This is a genomic window from Pseudomonas sp. B424, assembly GCF_055408345.1.
The window spans coordinates 1-14,207 of the sequence record NZ_JBUZTL010000045.1 but is presented as its reverse complement, the minus strand read 5'-3'; the positions used below and the strand labels follow the sequence as shown (position 1 = coordinate 14,207).

20 protein-coding genes are annotated in these 14,207 nt (G+C 54.0%); all 20 read right to left on the bottom strand.

The window, feature by feature from the left end; genetic code table 11:
- Positions 1-342 precede the first annotated feature (342 nt).
- On the bottom strand, positions 343-2,010 hold the full coding sequence (locus tag ACZRMS_RS25655) for a TnsD family Tn7-like transposition protein (protein ID WP_047303456.1): 1,668 nt from the start codon (positions 2,008-2,010) through the stop codon (positions 343-345).
- A gap of 16 nt (positions 2,011-2,026) precedes the next feature.
- On the bottom strand, positions 2,027-3,487 hold the full coding sequence (locus ACZRMS_RS25650; RefSeq protein WP_047303458.1) for an ATP-binding protein: 1,461 nt from the start codon (positions 3,485-3,487) through the stop codon (positions 2,027-2,029).
- Complete coding sequence (locus ACZRMS_RS25645; protein ID WP_326427860.1) at positions 3,484-5,652, bottom strand: Mu transposase C-terminal domain-containing protein; 2,169 nt, start codon at positions 5,650-5,652, stop codon at positions 3,484-3,486. The genes ACZRMS_RS25650 and ACZRMS_RS25645 overlap by 4 nt, the downstream gene beginning before the upstream one ends.
- The gene (locus tag ACZRMS_RS25640; protein WP_326427859.1) at positions 5,649-6,503 is read right to left on the bottom strand and encodes a TnsA endonuclease N-terminal domain-containing protein; all 855 of its coding nucleotides are present in this window, start codon (positions 6,501-6,503) and stop codon (positions 5,649-5,651) included. Before ACZRMS_RS25640 ends, ACZRMS_RS25645 begins: the two co-directional genes overlap by 4 nt.
- A gap of 386 nt (positions 6,504-6,889) precedes the next feature.
- Positions 6,890-7,207, bottom strand: a complete 318-nt coding sequence (locus tag ACZRMS_RS25635; protein ID WP_463997577.1) for a hypothetical protein — start codon at positions 7,205-7,207, stop codon at positions 6,890-6,892.
- Between the two features lie 22 nt (positions 7,208-7,229).
- Positions 7,230-7,421, bottom strand: coding sequence for a hypothetical protein (locus ACZRMS_RS25630; protein WP_463997576.1), 192 nt, complete (start codon positions 7,419-7,421; stop codon positions 7,230-7,232).
- A 31-nt stretch (positions 7,422-7,452) separates the two neighbouring features.
- The gene (locus tag ACZRMS_RS25625) at positions 7,453-7,950 is read right to left on the bottom strand and encodes a hypothetical protein (protein WP_463997575.1); all 498 of its coding nucleotides are present in this window, start codon (positions 7,948-7,950) and stop codon (positions 7,453-7,455) included.
- Positions 7,951-8,104: 154 nt separating this feature from the next.
- Complete coding sequence (locus tag ACZRMS_RS25620) at positions 8,105-8,521, bottom strand: hypothetical protein (RefSeq protein ID WP_463997574.1); 417 nt, start codon at positions 8,519-8,521, stop codon at positions 8,105-8,107.
- A 98-nt stretch (positions 8,522-8,619) separates the two neighbouring features.
- Entirely contained in the window at positions 8,620-8,925 is a 306-nt protein-coding gene (locus ACZRMS_RS25615; RefSeq protein ID WP_463997573.1) for a hypothetical protein, read from the bottom strand.
- Between the two features lie 130 nt (positions 8,926-9,055).
- Positions 9,056-9,322 (bottom strand): hypothetical protein, encoded by a 267-nt coding sequence (locus tag ACZRMS_RS25610; RefSeq protein WP_463997572.1) that lies wholly within the window; start codon positions 9,320-9,322, stop codon positions 9,056-9,058.
- 13 nt (positions 9,323-9,335) lie between these two features.
- On the bottom strand, positions 9,336-9,782 hold the full coding sequence (locus ACZRMS_RS25605) for a hypothetical protein (RefSeq protein WP_463997571.1): 447 nt from the start codon (positions 9,780-9,782) through the stop codon (positions 9,336-9,338).
- Between the two features lie 16 nt (positions 9,783-9,798).
- Positions 9,799-10,293: a hypothetical protein gene (locus tag ACZRMS_RS25600; protein WP_463997570.1), complete on the bottom strand. Its 495-nt coding sequence runs from the start codon at positions 10,291-10,293 to the stop codon at positions 9,799-9,801.
- Positions 10,294-10,359: 66 nt separating this feature from the next.
- Positions 10,360-10,791 (bottom strand): hypothetical protein, encoded by a 432-nt coding sequence (locus ACZRMS_RS25595; RefSeq protein WP_463997569.1) that lies wholly within the window; start codon positions 10,789-10,791, stop codon positions 10,360-10,362.
- A gap of 95 nt (positions 10,792-10,886) precedes the next feature.
- Positions 10,887-11,168: a hypothetical protein gene (locus ACZRMS_RS25590; protein WP_463997568.1), complete on the bottom strand. Its 282-nt coding sequence runs from the start codon at positions 11,166-11,168 to the stop codon at positions 10,887-10,889.
- 11 nt (positions 11,169-11,179) lie between these two features.
- Positions 11,180-11,611 carry a hypothetical protein gene (locus ACZRMS_RS25585; protein ID WP_463997567.1) on the bottom strand — a complete coding sequence of 144 codons (432 nt, stop codon included), beginning with the start codon at positions 11,609-11,611 and terminating at the stop codon, positions 11,180-11,182.
- Between the two features lie 98 nt (positions 11,612-11,709).
- The gene (locus ACZRMS_RS25580; RefSeq protein ID WP_463997566.1) at positions 11,710-12,126 is read right to left on the bottom strand and encodes a DUF7673 family protein; all 417 of its coding nucleotides are present in this window, start codon (positions 12,124-12,126) and stop codon (positions 11,710-11,712) included.
- A gap of 32 nt (positions 12,127-12,158) precedes the next feature.
- Positions 12,159-12,443, bottom strand: a complete 285-nt coding sequence (locus tag ACZRMS_RS25575) for a hypothetical protein (RefSeq protein WP_463997565.1) — start codon at positions 12,441-12,443, stop codon at positions 12,159-12,161.
- 11 nt (positions 12,444-12,454) lie between these two features.
- Positions 12,455-12,655, bottom strand: coding sequence for a hypothetical protein (locus tag ACZRMS_RS25570; RefSeq protein ID WP_463997564.1), 201 nt, complete (start codon positions 12,653-12,655; stop codon positions 12,455-12,457).
- Positions 12,656-13,003: 348 nt separating this feature from the next.
- Positions 13,004-13,666 carry a tyrosine-type recombinase/integrase gene (locus ACZRMS_RS25565; RefSeq protein WP_463997563.1) on the bottom strand — a complete coding sequence of 221 codons (663 nt, stop codon included), beginning with the start codon at positions 13,664-13,666 and terminating at the stop codon, positions 13,004-13,006.
- A 233-nt stretch (positions 13,667-13,899) separates the two neighbouring features.
- Positions 13,900-14,207 (bottom strand): hypothetical protein (locus tag ACZRMS_RS25560; protein ID WP_463997562.1); only part of this gene is annotated, 308 nt, incomplete at its 5' end.

Sequence of the window (14,207 nt, the reverse complement as noted above, 5' to 3'; positions counted from 1 at the left end):
GATGAACACTGCATCAGGTCGTTTTGAGCAAATAGCGCTGCGTGCCGTGCAAATTACGACTTGCGGCCGCCGCGCAGCAAGTTGATCGGAGCATCCCTAAGCCCTGCCGCGATCGTACTCTTGAATACAAAACACGTATCGATAACCCGCGCAGGTCAGCCCATGGCGATTGCAAAACTATTTCTGTTGATCGCGGGTTAGTACGTTTTACTTGCTGATCGTGGTCATCCAGCGTATGCCGTAGCTATTCTGGAAGGTGCAAATTTTCATTAATAGAAAAATAATGTGTTTACGTTGAATTAAATTCAGAACTTTTTTAGATCAAGGGAATGGGTGGCTGGATTACAGCGTGGGCCGAATGCTCGCGACCCTGTAGAGCGAAGAACGTGATATAGGCTTGCTCTCCGAGAGCAATTTGCGTCTAGCCCATCGCAGACGCCTATCGTGAAAGCCTTCGATTGATTCACATACTTTGTCGAGCATTGCTGCACAGAGAGGAAGCTTGCAGAGCTGCTTTTCGAAGCGAGACAGAACATGAAGCTCCCGGCCAATTCTGGTACGCGAGATGCGGACAGGCTTACCCGCAAGAGCATAAAGCGCTTCAGCACACTGACGGACTTCGCCGGCCAGTCTCGCATCGAGGGCAGCGAACATTTCGGCGCTATTTAGACGGGGCGTACGATGGGGGCTTGGGTTTAAAGTTGACTCCGAAAGCCACTGCCTATCGTGGCGATACAGCCACGCATACCCCCTGCATGCATGTGCTTTGTAAAAGCGATAATCAGCCTCGAAAGCCGTGCGTCTTGCGCATAGCTCAATGCGAAATCGTGCCTCCCTCCAAGCACCTTGCCCGCCGGCTACATTTCGGATGTGACGATAGACATACGCCAATGAAACGCCTAGAACGGCAGCGATCTTTTTGGCATCAGCTCCCTCAAGAGCATGTTTCCACACAGCGGCTGACGAACAGTCCAGGCCTTCACCAGGCATCACCGGAGAAAGGCGCGTGTGAAGTTGAATGTGAGCTATCGGACCACACTCCACCGCCTGTTTCACCGGGCGTTGACCATGCAGCAAGCTCACCATGTCAATGCCCAGAGCACCGGCCAATAAAATGTATTTGAGCGGATGGTGGGAGGTTATTGACGTACGAAGCAGCTTCGTGACCCATGAGGCGGGTGTACCTGCACGAACTTCTCCGAGTATGGAAAATTCCCATTCTCGCGGGAGTGCGGCAAAAAAATCGGCCATGTGCTGCGCCAGCATGTGCAGGTGCAAGCGATGGTTATCAGAGGCAAGGTTAAGCTGCGTTGCCCTTTGTAAAAGCGTGTAGCGCACCGCCTCCGCTGACAAAGCACTGACTTCAGACTCGATGACCTGAAGTGAGCGCAACGCTATTTCGTGAAGCGGCGGCATGCTCAGCGACGGTGTATCGAGACGTACCGTGTGTGCTTGCACATTCTCATCACCCGGCAGATTGAGTTGTCGAGAGCTGCGGCTGGACCAGCGAGGATCAAGGACACTAAGTGACGTGCCGTGATGCGGACATACCAGCACGCCTGGAAGCATGTGGACCCTGTGCCAGTAAGCAACTCCCCGTTGGGCCTGATCTTGGGCGATACATTCTGGGCATAACCGCACTCGGGAGGCGAATCCAATACGGCTCGCGTTGACGCCCAGCTTCAACATCAAACCCTTCCCATCGGCAGTCATCAGCGTCCGAGCGTGTACTACCTGGCTCATAGTCAAAAACGGCGCATAGTAGGGAAATAGCGTGTGCCGCATGAGGACCTCGGCTATCGATAGCTCGGTACCGCTGGGTAGCGCGTCGACAAACTCCCCTAAATGACTTGGGAATGCAACATTTTGCGAAAATGCTGCCGCCGATTTCAGACCGGCAAATGCTGCTTGGCAATTACGAACACCACAAAGACGGGCATAGCGAGATATCACGCTGTGCAGCGTCTCATCGGGGAACGCCGTGGGGAAGAAATGGAGTTTAAGGTGCACTTCGCCACCCCCCGACTCACGCTTTGTGATACATCGGTGAGAACTCAAACAAGTCCTCGTTGAGCCAGCCCGCAGCTCGCAGAGCATCGAGGGGAGCGTCCTGTTCGCTTAGGGCTTTAGCCTCTGAGTTTTCCACACCAGTTGCAATCGGCGATGGGTGATCCTTCGCAAGAATGGTTGGAGATTGGTCTGCCGGCTTCTCACGGGACACAACGCTTCGAAGCAAGGCGAGGCGATCCTCTCGTGCCAAACCGTCGAAGACCATCATTTCGCTCAGCTGATGCTCAATCGGCAGCAAATCGTCGAACTGCCGCATCCGCTTCGGATCTCGGCTACGCAGAGCTGAAAGGGCTGGCTTTAGAATCTGCATTTTTGAGTTGCTTACCTTCACCAGGACCTCGGCAGTCAAACACTCCGAGCCACTCTGGACCGCATAACGCTGACTCAATACCAGCAGCTTGACCAGGAAATCTGTGACGCCTTGAGTGTGCTCATACAGCGTGTCGAAAATCTCGTCAGTCAGCTCAGCAGTCTGCTTGCACCACTGATAGCTCCAGAGATTTTCGACTAACAACCGCCACTCCTCATCCTCTTTTTCGAATCGTTTGAATTCCAGCGTACCGGCACCACAGACTCGGCGGGCAGTCCGCATGGCTTCTGAGAACAAGCTAATCGTAGAGTTCGTGCCACTGAAAACGACCGGGATACCAATGTTGTTAACCAAGTGAAGAAAGAAATTCAGCATGCTCTCCTTACCACCGGTTTTCGCCAAGTGGAGGTTTTGCAGCTCGTCGATTAACAAGGCGCCGATGAAAAACGTGCTGGCCACCTGCTCCATCTGTTGCAGCGCATCATTGATGTTTCGATGCCTGTAGCGCTTGTGATAGTCCTTGTCTCCTAGAGCGTCACCAACCGCATAAAAAAACTGCTGGCAAAATCCAGCCAGCGATCCATCCCGAGGGCAGTCAAGCTTCAGCCAAGTGATTTGGGTATGAACAAACTGCTTTCCCTCATAGCGCTCATGACGGATTGTCTGTGGATAAAGGCTCAAAATGGCGTGGAGTGCCGTCGACTTGCCAATGCCACTCAGGCCGACGACGGTAAACGTTTCGGCAGTGGACTTGAACGCATCGTGGTAACGCTGAGCCCCCGATAAAGAATGCAAATGCCGGACGGTAGCGGGCGACATCGGGTTACGCCCAACATACCCTCGACGGATGAGCAGTGAAAACAGGGCCTCCAGTTCCAGGTGTAACAAAAACGGCTGTACCACGGTTCTTAATCGGTCGATACAGTGAATTCGAGTGGATCCTTCGAGGGTCAGCTCTTTCGGATCCACCGGCTGAGGAAAATTCGAGATCAGCTCAATAGCCGCCGCCTCCGACAATATAGGAGGCAAAGCTTCGATAAGCGGATTGCCCGCATACTCACTTATGTCCTGTTTGACGTAATTGGCAAACGTCTGCGCACCTTTCATTTTGCCTGTCCTGGCCGAATTCTTTTGAGCAAATCGATAACTTGCGCAGTGCGCTCGCCGGCATATGAGTCATGCGCTTTCGGTGTCGATTCAGATTGAAGTGAAGCTGGCTCCGCCCTGACGCCTTCAGGAACAGCCGCATTTTCACGCTCACGGAGACGTTCTTCTGCGCGGTTCTCGCGGATGTTTCCAGTGGCCTCTGCCTTGGTGGGCGGAGCAGGTTCCAATTTTCGTTCTGCGAGCGCATGGCTGATGATCTGGTGGACCTGATCGCTGAGCTGCACACGGCTTTCCAGCTCGGCTCGCCGGTGAGTAGGCGGTTTTTGGCGATAGGCTTCGAGCAGATCAAAAATCTCGTCCGAGCGGTAATTCGCGTAACCGGCATCCGATCGTCGAAGATCACAGCGGATAAACTGCTTGGCCTCTCCCTGGATCCAGATGTGCGCCGCAGAGTTCGGATCGAACCAACACTCTATTGACCAAACGCCCCCTTTGCGAGCCTTGGCAAACCAATCTTTCTCTATGGCCATATCACAAACGTAGTGCATGCCGCGAAACATCACGCCGCCCTTTTGAACGGTCGCGCGCTCGCGCGGCAAGAGATGGAGGTAAACCAGCTCGTCGGGACGTTTGTTGGATTCGATCAGGTCGTTTTCGCAGGCCCAATTCCATATCCCGTTGGGCGTAGGTTCAACACCGTCATTCATCATCGCCTGAGTCAGTCGGTCAGGCTGTCGATGGTGCCGGTTATAGTGGAGCACGCAATTGATGAGGATCTGGGTGAACTCTTTGAGGTTTAGCGTGGCATCGAGCCGGTAATCTCGCTCGCCTCGCTCTTTGTCTCGCGCAGCTACCCCGCCAGGTAGCCATCTGATACCCGTCAAATCATTCAAAATGCCAAACCGACTTTCTACCATAGGCTTCCAATCAGGCCGATAAGGCGGAGCCGTGCCCATCTCAATTCCCAAGCCTGACGATAGCCCCTCTGCTGCCAGTGACAACATCTCTCCCCTGTCGGCGTAAATCTGGTGGGGCAGGTGGTGACAATTCCAATCATCTGAATTGATTTCAACGCCGTTCTGAGCGCAGAACTCGACTTTGGGGGTAAACGCGTTGAACAGCGCTTGCCTCGCCCCGTTCCAACTGGGACCTTCCAATCCTACATAGAGGCCAACAATCATTCCGGAGAAACTATCCACAACGATATAAACTACGGGCCGGCCAATGAGCATCCGTCTAGAGTAGCTATTGACCAAATAAATATCGGCAATAGTTGCGTCGATTTCGAACTGATGACACGGTCCACGCAGCCAATCGCGAACGGTACCTGAAAGCGGACGGCAGTCCTTTAACCACTTCCTCAACCCTTTACGGCCACGCTCGGTTTCAATTTCGTCGAAAAAAATCTGTCCCCAATATCTGAATTGCCTCAGGCTGGGCAGCTCTAAGCTAGGTAGCAAACGAAGCTCTTCTTCACTGTTTTTAGAGATGTCTCGAACCGAGTAGAATCTTCTCAACATTTCGTCATATGCGCTCGAAATAGAAGATTTCTTATCTTTTACATAAAGGGCATATCCAACTCGTATGCATCGTTTATCAACCGCACTGAGCATCTTTGAAGGCGCAGTGAGAACGCCTTGAAACGTAGGTTTTCGCCCCGGAGGCCTACTCGGATCATATTTTCTATCGGCAACACCTACCGCCGAGTAATTATTAAGTAATGAGTTTCGAACTTGACCATAAAACCAATATCGGTAAAGAAGCCGATAGATCGTTTTTCGCTGAATTCCGAGCTCTGACGCCCGTTTGGTAACAAGCCGGCCTAACTCTCCCCGTACAAATATTCGTCCTAGATATTCAGGATCTAGCAGAGGGGCTATGACAGCCCACTTTTCGTCCCGGCCTTGCTTGGCTCTCTCATCCAGCTGGTCCTCAAGCACAAGCATAAACTCGGGTGTGGTAATGGCTGCTGGTTTCGTGTGACCAGACGCCAACGAACGACGCAACTCTTCGAGACCAATGGCGTAGGGCTGCCGGGGTGGGTCTGTTAGGTCTATCACCACAGCCAAGTCATGCGTTTCATCTTGGTAAATGAGCCTAGCTATCGTAGCGATGACCGACAGATCGGTAACAGGCTCAAAAACCTCATTAACGAGGACAGTCATGACATTTTCTCCTTCAACGATCCTTGGACAGGGATCTGGAAAACTTCGAATTCAGGAACTAGACCAGTAAGGTGGAGAGGAGTGTTAATCAAATCTATTTTCAGTACCTTGTTCCAAACCAGATGGAAGAAAATTGCCTGAGCGTCTAGATAGGAAATGGACAGAAGGGACGCTATTTTTCTTAGACAGGTGGCCAAAGTCCACGAATATTCTCGGCTATTTGCTAGGCACTCGATAAAATTCGAATGCAAAGGGACTTTCATTAGGTCTCGAGGGAGCTTCGAGTATTTTCTGATTAGTCCAAGATTTTTTATCAAATCTCGTGTAAAAAATTCGTCTGTGACGATTTTCCAATCAACACCTTGGCTTTGCCAAAAGCGCTTTTCAATCTCAAGTTTTTCAAGCGTGCGGTTGCTTCCTTTGCCAACTAGGTCGGATCGATACTTCACCGTTCTAGCTACCGACTTAAAGTTTCCGCTCAAGTCCTTAACGGTTAACAGGAAATCTGTTGTCATTACATAGGGCAGTGTCGTTCTAGGGTATCTGGGATAACGTACATCTATTGCCGACGCTATCGCTTGCGCGCGCTCTGTGGGTAGTAACGGATATTGCTCACGGATATCCACGACGTCTTCAGAAAATTCACACACAAGGAAGTACGAACGCTCGAGGTCTGACAGTAGGTGATGAATCCTCTCGATCTTCACACCTTGGATCTTGTGCGAACGACCTATCGACGGGACATCTTGTACCCGCAGCCAAGGCACGTAGCTTGCCCCGGCGCCTTCGCCAAATCCATTTGCAATGTGCCGTTCAATGTCCTGCTGTGATGCAAACTTACGACCTCGCAACCCACGCCTCCTCAGTCGATGCGGACCGCTTCACCTCACGCCGAGAAAAGTCGTAGAAGAACACGACCGCCGTAGCGGCCATATTCAAAGCATTTTCTAGACTACACCCGCAGAGAGTTGAAGCGATGAATCCAGACCAAAGGGAAAGCCTGGAAAAGAAAAACCCCCGTAGATACGGGGGTTTGAGCCTTGTGTCAATCTATGTTCATGAGTGTCAAACTTTATTGTTTTGTGTCAATCTTTATTGTTCAAAACCAACATCGTGTTCCTGTTCTATCCTGGGGGAGCAAAAAGCGTCCCTCTCTACTGACTTGGCCCCGGTTTTTTAGGCCGGGGCTTGGGTGTACCTGGTGCGTTTTCCCTGTTACTTCGACTGGCCGGATTTCCTATCTCTTCGCGCTCTGGCGCAGAACCTCGTTATCAGCCTTGAGGTGATCGATCTCCGCAAGTAGGGCCAAGACGGCAGGCGCATTGGCGGCGGCGTAATACTCGGCCAGCTTTTGCGCATCGTTTGCTACATCCCACTGCGCCGTGTTAACCGTCAACACCTGCGACTTATCGTCATCCTCGCTGACCTGGCCAACGAACCAATTGCCCGTTGCTTCCTCGCCATCCTCGACCTCCTCAGGCCAGCACCCAGTCATGTGATCCCAGCCTTTTGTTGCTTCGGCCAGCGCCTTGAGTTTCGCCTTGTCGATATTCATGCTCACGTTTTCCTCGAACGAATCAGTGGTTAGTCTTGGGGTCAACCCACAGCTCGCGACCGCGCCGATAAAACACTACTTCGTGACCTTCGCGTTCAAGCTCCACAGCTTCAGCAAGGACAGCAGCAGCTGTCGAGTCAGGCCCAAACACCTGTGCCATATGTTCAAGGATCGCCCGGTTGACTACTTTCGTAACGTTTGGATCGTCGATCATTTCAGCATCTTTCCCTACAACTTTTGATGGATCAAGGTGAGCACTTCATCAGCACGCTTTCGTCGCCGTCGCTAAAACCGATCACCGCGTGTTCGCAAACATCACAGGTGCCATCGGCACGCATTTGGCCGTCCTTCAGCCACGGCGGGCCTACCCAGAAATGGCTGAAATTCCCGCACTTACATTCGTAATGAAACTGCACCGGCGACTTCATATCGAGTACATCCAAGTGAATGGTCTGTACGAAAAGTGGTTTGGTGCCGTGCTCGACCCAAGGCTGCTGCCAGAGCTTGCCATCGTCTGCAAGTGGAGCTGGCCACTGCGCTACCTGCTTGGAAAGCGATTCAGCCTCTACCGGTGAACACATCTCGAAATGCGCTAACGCCTGTACATACCCTTTGGCGTAATGATAAGTCGCCTCCGCATCCAGCTTCGGCACGCCCAGTCTTTCTACCCGGACGCCTTCTGCTAGTCGGTTGAGAAATACACGTGCCTGGATAAGCGCGTCCGATTGCTTGCATTCGTTCATCAATCGATACCTACCGATTCACGTTACCTTCCGCATCGAACACATAGCAGCAAGCCACATGATTGTGCCCAGCGTGCGAACCCCAGCAGTAGATACGCCAGATGTAAGCAGGGGTATTTTCGATACGAAAGCCTTTGTAGATCATGGCGATTTCCTATGGCTCGATGCCGTTGAGCCAAACCGGCTCTTTAGCTTCTGCCAGCCACTCGCGCAGGGAGCCAGCGTCTTTATCGGGTTCGTCTTCTTCACGCCACCGCTTATCAAGCAGCTCATCACTGGACAAAGTGACCTCGTAGTCGCTCGCATCCAATTCTTCATCGCCGACGATTTCGCGCATCAGCTCCAGGGCTTGCTCAGGGGATGTAGCGGCGAACCAGTCGTAATCGCCAACCTGATAGCAGCGCAGGGGTTCAGTCGAGATACCCGCTGCGCGGGCGACGCCACCGATGCCGAAAGCATCGTTAATTTTTTGCCGCGTTTCGTTGAAATTGACGATGGCTGCCGCTGCGTCCGAGGACTTTGCTTGACCGCCCTGAGTCCAGTTGTTGGGGGTATCCGTTTTGCTGGTCATAACTGGTCATTCCTTCGATTGGGTGGACGCCGATGCGGTGCCCTCTACGACCTCGGCCCAGCGCATGGCTGGGCTTGGGCGCACCTGGGCGTTTTCCATCAACTTTTTGAGCAAGCCCTTGGGCCTCGGAGACGGGGATATTCGTTACCGTCTTTATCGTAACTTGGCTCGCCTTTCAGCTCCGTCATCACGGTCAGTATCTCGGCCCCGCCGTAGGAGGAATCTGGACTGGTGATCAGAATTTGATAAGCGAAGCCATTGAGACAAAAAAGCTCCCCTTCCTCCCGCACACCAACCTGAGCTTGGATACTCCGAACTTCTGGCCGGTAGATGGCTACTGCCAAAGCCGCGAGCGACAGGAACAGAGCGGCGGTTGCCACTACGGGCGTGTATCGAAATTTCATGGGCAACTTTTCCTACTCAAAACGGCGAATGGTGAAGGCCAAGCCAGACACCGATGGCCGAGCCGATGAGGACCAAGGCCCACGTTTGATAGATGTTCATGATTTTCCCTTAGCGCGGTCGCCGCGTCCGTTAATACTCACCGACCACGCAGTCGATGGCCGAGTAATGAAACTTGCGGGGCTTGCCGGTTGCCACGTTGGTGCCGCGAATATCGCCCGGTGCAGACGGAGTGCCGTGGCCGGTCACGCTAATGATGATTTTTCGCGCGCCAAGCTTGGCCACCACTTCGAGGCCGACCGGGTAAGCCTGCTGCAAGGCAATCCGCAAGCTTATTTGCGCCTCGGTCAGCGCCTTGCCGCACTCATCGACTTCCAACAGCAGGTTCTTGCGATTCATGGCTCGATTTCCGTCAACTTTTCGGTGATTGATCTTTTGATGCTGGTAAACGCTTGTCACACCACAAATCCAGCCCATCGGCACGGTGCACAACGGTCCCGTCGTCGATCCGCAGCCAGTGTTCGCGCAGCACCTCATAGCGGGTTGCATTTCGGCGCAGCGCCTCCAGCTCGTTGTCTGCTGCTTCAATCAAGCCAACTGCGATTGACGATGCCTTGCCTCGTACCTCTTCCAAACGCCGTGTTTCGTGGTCAACCTTATTCAGCCCGTCACGCAGGCAGTGGGCCTGATCCTTGTAAACATCAGAACGGGCCAGAACCTGACCACCAGCGTCCGTGACTTGCCAAACGCAATCACCGGCAAACACCTGGTCGACCAACAGCTCAAGAATTCGGTTCTCGTCAATCTGCACACTGAAAGTCAGCTCAAAGCCTTCTACATTCTGTTCTTCAACGCTCATGACACTGATTTCCTAACTACTGCGAGCGTGCGTTAAGTACGAGCTTGTGGGAGCAACTGGGCGGCTTGCCCTCGGCTAATTTGCAGTTGCCAAACGGTATGACTTGGGATTGTCCTTGAGCTAACACAACCTGGTTGTGGAAGCTTTCGGTTGTGGTATTGGGAATCTCAACTGCAGTCGCTGGGGTCGTAACGCCCCAACCGATAACGCTGGATTCACTGCGCTTGGTAAGGTCTCCTGATACCAGAACAATCACGTTGCCGCCCACGACCTCTTTCGGCGTAAGCGCAAGGGCTACCCCAGTCAGGACACCGGAGCGGTCGGTCACCTGATCTTTCACAGGCAGCGTCCTTCCAAGCAGGATCGGGGTCGCAAAAGTCGCGATTACGTTTTCACCCTCAAGCACCTTGCCGGAGAGAAACACGTTCTCCGTCCCGGCGGCAAAGACCGGACCTGCGATCAGCACGGCAGTAACAACTGCAACCGCCATCTGAGATTTATTCTTCTTCATCGATTTTTCCTGCTCAATATTTGGCACGATTACCATGCCCCTCTACTGCCTCAACTGAGCGTTTTCCTATAGGACTGGACTAACTGCTGACGGCTTGTGAAATTGGTCAGCCCCGATGAAAACTTCTTCCGGAGCCTCGGGCCACTCGTTGCGGATTGCTTCAAAGTTTCCTTCGTTCCAGCAGCGAAGAAATCCCAGCCCGTCTTCGGTTCTGAGCGCAAAGTCGATGGCCGCGACCGATGCATGGTTGCCGTGGTCGCTGTTTGCCCGCACCATCGCGGCGTATTCAGCTTCGACGCCCTCTAGTGCCGTGATCCCTTCGGCGCTCATACCGCTGCCAGAGATATGCGAAATTTCCAGCAGCGCCAAGAGTTGCGCCGTATCGGTTGTATAGCTGTGGACTTCTTCTTCTGAGACTCCACCTTGGCCCCAATACGCGGACACTGCCGCAAGCCTACTTTTCGCCTGATTGACGATGGTTTGTTCCAATGTGTTCATAGCGTGGGCATCCCGTTAGTAGCTGCGAAAATCGAATTTCTCTACGTCCTCGGCCCGCACGGGCGGGCTTGAGGGTGCATCTGAGCGGTTCCTTTCTACTCAGGTTCGTACGGGGTCGTGACTTCAACGCCGGGATGCCCCTTGCCCAACTCGCCGGGCTCCCAATGAATCAGCTCGCCTTCCAGGCCGCGCTCGCTGATCCAGCCGCTTAGCAGCAGATCGGCGTCATGGTCCATTTTTTCCGGCTCAGGTGGACAGGCATAATTCGCGGCCTCCAACCGTCGCCGCGCTTGTTCCCAGCTTTCATCAGGGCGGGCACCGGCCTGCACCTGGGCATCGGTCAGCGCGGGCAGCTTGCCCGGTTCAAGCGTCGACATGGCGAGTTTTCCTACAGGACTGGACTAACTGCTGACGGCTTGTGAAATTGGTCAGCCCCAATGAAAACTTCTTCCGGAGCCTCGGGCCACTCGTCGCGGATTGCTTCAAAGTTTCCTTCGTTCCAGCAGCGAAGAAATCCCAGCCCGTCTTCGGTTTTGAGCGCAAAGTCGATGGCCGCGACCGATGCATGGTTGCCGTGGTCGCTGTTGGCCCGCACCATCGAGGCGTATTCAGCTTCGACGCCCTCTAGTGCCGCGATCCCTTCGGCGCTCATACCGCTGCCGGAGATATGCGAAATTTCCAGCAGCGCCAAGAGTTGCGCCGTATCGGTTGTATAGCTGTGGACTTCTTCTTCTGAGACTCCACCTTGGCCCCAATACGCGGACACTGCCGCAAGCCTACTTTTCGCCTGATTGACGATGGTTTGTTCCAATGTGTTCATAGCGTGGGCATCCCGTTATTAGCTGCGAAAACCGAATTTCTCTACGTCCTCGGCCCGCGCGGGGCGGGCTTGAGGGTGCATCTGAGCGTTTTCCCGGATCAATCGCGGTCAATTAAATAGTGCTCTTGGTTGCGCATGTGCTGCTTGCCCAGCTCGTCCATTTCACGCCAATACTCTGCCTTGCCATCGGGATGATCATCGGGCGACGACGCCGCCAGTTCGTCCATCTTGGCCTTGTTCTCAGCCGCCCAGCGCCGGCGCTGCTCGATCATTTCGCGGCAGACTTCCATAAACACCGGGTCACCTTCGCCACGGATCGCATACGACTGAGCCAGCTCCAGGAAGGCCCGACGATGTTCCTGGTCGAGGTTGGTCAGGCGGTCGCCACGAAACTGCCAGGTGTTACCGTTCCAGCAGGACAGAACGAACGATTGAAGGGTCTGCGCCGCCGAGTAGTCATGCTGGAGCAGAATGGCGCGATGGCGTTGGAATGGTGATTCAGCCTTATCAGTCATGGTCGAGCGTCCTTGAGTATTGATGGAGTGGGTCAGGCTTTAGGGGTAACGGCGCGCAATTCTTCAAGCTCGGCACGCAGGGCGGCTTCGCGGGCCAGCGACTCGCGCAGTTGTTCATGCACACTCGGGCGGTACGGCTCGCAGTCGGTGCACAGAAACTTTCGCTCCTCGCGGCTTCGCGGGTCCAGCCCGTGAGGCCCACAGTTCATAACGCAGGTCTTCGTAGCAGGGTCGAAGGTGGCCAGCGCAACCGGGTCAGCGCGTGGCCATTCAATCGGGCGTTCTGCCGCTGGCTTGGCGTGCTTCGCTTTCGTCATGGTGTTTTCCTTTAGCCCGCGAGTGGCAGGCGGTTGTTCAGCTCGATCAGCTTTTGGTCATACTGCTCGACCAGTGCGCTGTATTCCTTCGACTGCCAGCTTTCAAGACCACCGGCACCCAGCACGGTCAGGCAGTATTCTTTCTGGCCCTGCACCGAGAGGATTTCGTCAGCAATAAGTTGCTGGTAGTGGTTCATCACGAATTCAGCCATTCATCGAAGGACTTCACCGGCCAGCCAAGATCGGTCGCGCACTGCACATACACGTTGTAGCGGTCACGTAGGCTTTCCATCTGTTCGATCCTCATTGACTCGCTTCAATGAGGAAAGTATGAACTATAGTTCAAACAATCACAAGAAAAGATTTAACTATAGTTCAAACATTTTGAACCGGTAGACCTCGCACCGCATCATCCCAGAGCATGCCCCGCTCAGGATCTTTGGCAATCTTGCTGATCCACGTTTCTGACTTTCCCCAGCGAGCCGCCAAAGCGCGGCCAGTCCAACCCCGGCGCCGATACTCTGCTTGGAACTCTTCCGGCGTCATGCGCTGTACTTCCATTAAATGATTCTCCGAACTATGTCGCCCAAGCGGGCTGGATCGCCCGCACAGAGCTTTTTCACCGCTTCCAGGCTCTCAATGCCTAGTATCTCGCTGATGTGTCGCAAATCAATGCCACGGCGCTTGAGCTTGACCGCGAGCGTTCGCCGCCCTGACTGCGCACTGGCTCCCTCGATCCCGGCAAGGCCAAACAGGCGCGTGTACAACCGGCTGAGCTGGTTCGCGCTGTAATAGGTCTTCCCGTCCCGACGCTGCGCACTAATTTTCAAACCTTCGCCTGTTCGACCGGAAACGAACAAGGGCGAGTCGGGATCAAGGCCACGGTAGGCCATAACCCTTGTTGAAACGCCGTGACCGCGCACAAGCCTTTCTGCAAGATGTGCATCTATGGCATTGGTCAGCTTCTTACTGGTCCAGCACAACGGCCTTGAGCGATGGTTGTAGGCAATCTCTGCGCGCACCTGGGAGTCAATCAGCACAGCGCCCGATTCAGTCAGGTAGTCGCTCACACGCAAGCGACAAATCTCCGTCACGGTCATTCCCGTACCAAAGCAGGTCAGCAACAAGGCCGCATCACGACCCCCATTCTCAGGGCTGCTAACCCTAGCGACCTTGACGGCATGTTCAAGCTGTTCATCTTCGATAACGATTGCCTTGGGCATGAATCACTCTAAATGCTGAATTACCACCAATCCTGACATAGTACGTCAACAAAAAGGCCGAGGATAGCCCCGGCCTTACGGTGTTTCTGGCGTTATAGGAAAGTTCCACAGGCTGTCGCAGTTATTACCGACAGAACCTAGGGCAGTCGCATTAATTTCCATCAGCAGTCGGAGGTATTTTGAAAATCTGGAGCGCCGATTGGGGCCTTCGCCAGTCAGATGTCGCATCTATTTCAGAAACCGACACTGCGGGAGATGAAACCGCGCAAACCCAAGAGATAGATCCCCTGATATTCGCGCCAGCCGCTGCTGCAGCAGCCCTGCGGGAGATGAAACCGCGTATACCCAAGAGACAGATCGCCCGATATTCGCGCCAGCCGCTGCTGCAGCAGCCCTGCGGGAGATGAAACCGCGTATACCCAAGAGACAGATCGCCCGATATTCGCGCCAGCCGCTGCTGCAGCAGCCCTGCGGGAGATGAAACCGCGTATACCCAAGAGACAGATCGCCCGATATTCGCGCCAGCCGCTACAGCAGCAGC

Excerpts from the sequence above, each read along its gene's own strand:
- ACZRMS_RS25580 (WP_463997566.1), bottom strand. The coding sequence starts at position 12,126 with ATGACTGATAAGGCTGAATCACCATTCCAACGCCATCGCGCCATTCTG.
- ACZRMS_RS25590 (WP_463997568.1), bottom strand. The coding sequence starts at position 11,168 with ATGTCGACGCTTGAACCGGGCAAGCTGCCCGCGCTGACCGATGCCCAG.
- ACZRMS_RS25610 (WP_463997572.1), bottom strand. The coding sequence starts at position 9,322 with ATGAATCGCAAGAACCTGCTGTTGGAAGTCGATGAGTGCGGCAAGGCG.
- ACZRMS_RS25645 (WP_326427860.1), bottom strand. The coding sequence starts at position 5,652 with ATGACTGTCCTCGTTAATGAGGTTTTTGAGCCTGTTACCGATCTGTCG.
- ACZRMS_RS25625 (WP_463997575.1), bottom strand. The coding sequence starts at position 7,950 with ATGAACGAATGCAAGCAATCGGACGCGCTTATCCAGGCACGTGTATTT.
- ACZRMS_RS25565 (WP_463997563.1), bottom strand. The coding sequence starts at position 13,666 with ATGCCCAAGGCAATCGTTATCGAAGATGAACAGCTTGAACATGCCGTC.
- ACZRMS_RS25575 (WP_463997565.1), bottom strand. The coding sequence starts at position 12,443 with ATGACGAAAGCGAAGCACGCCAAGCCAGCGGCAGAACGCCCGATTGAA.
- ACZRMS_RS25650 (WP_047303458.1), bottom strand. The coding sequence starts at position 3,487 with ATGAAAGGTGCGCAGACGTTTGCCAATTACGTCAAACAGGACATAAGT.
- ACZRMS_RS25585 (WP_463997567.1), bottom strand. The coding sequence starts at position 11,611 with ATGAACACATTGGAACAAACCATCGTCAATCAGGCGAAAAGTAGGCTT.
- ACZRMS_RS25630 (WP_463997576.1), bottom strand. The coding sequence starts at position 7,421 with ATGATCGACGATCCAAACGTTACGAAAGTAGTCAACCGGGCGATCCTT.
- ACZRMS_RS25620 (WP_463997574.1), bottom strand. The coding sequence starts at position 8,521 with ATGACCAGCAAAACGGATACCCCCAACAACTGGACTCAGGGCGGTCAA.
- ACZRMS_RS25635 (WP_463997577.1), bottom strand. The coding sequence starts at position 7,207 with ATGAATATCGACAAGGCGAAACTCAAGGCGCTGGCCGAAGCAACAAAA.
- ACZRMS_RS25570 (WP_463997564.1), bottom strand. The coding sequence starts at position 12,655 with ATGGCTGAATTCGTGATGAACCACTACCAGCAACTTATTGCTGACGAA.
- ACZRMS_RS25600 (WP_463997570.1), bottom strand. The coding sequence starts at position 10,293 with ATGAAGAAGAATAAATCTCAGATGGCGGTTGCAGTTGTTACTGCCGTG.
- ACZRMS_RS25615 (WP_463997573.1), bottom strand. The coding sequence starts at position 8,925 with ATGAAATTTCGATACACGCCCGTAGTGGCAACCGCCGCTCTGTTCCTG.
- ACZRMS_RS25605 (WP_463997571.1), bottom strand. The coding sequence starts at position 9,782 with ATGAGCGTTGAAGAACAGAATGTAGAAGGCTTTGAGCTGACTTTCAGT.
- ACZRMS_RS25595 (WP_463997569.1), bottom strand. The coding sequence starts at position 10,791 with ATGAACACATTGGAACAAACCATCGTCAATCAGGCGAAAAGTAGGCTT.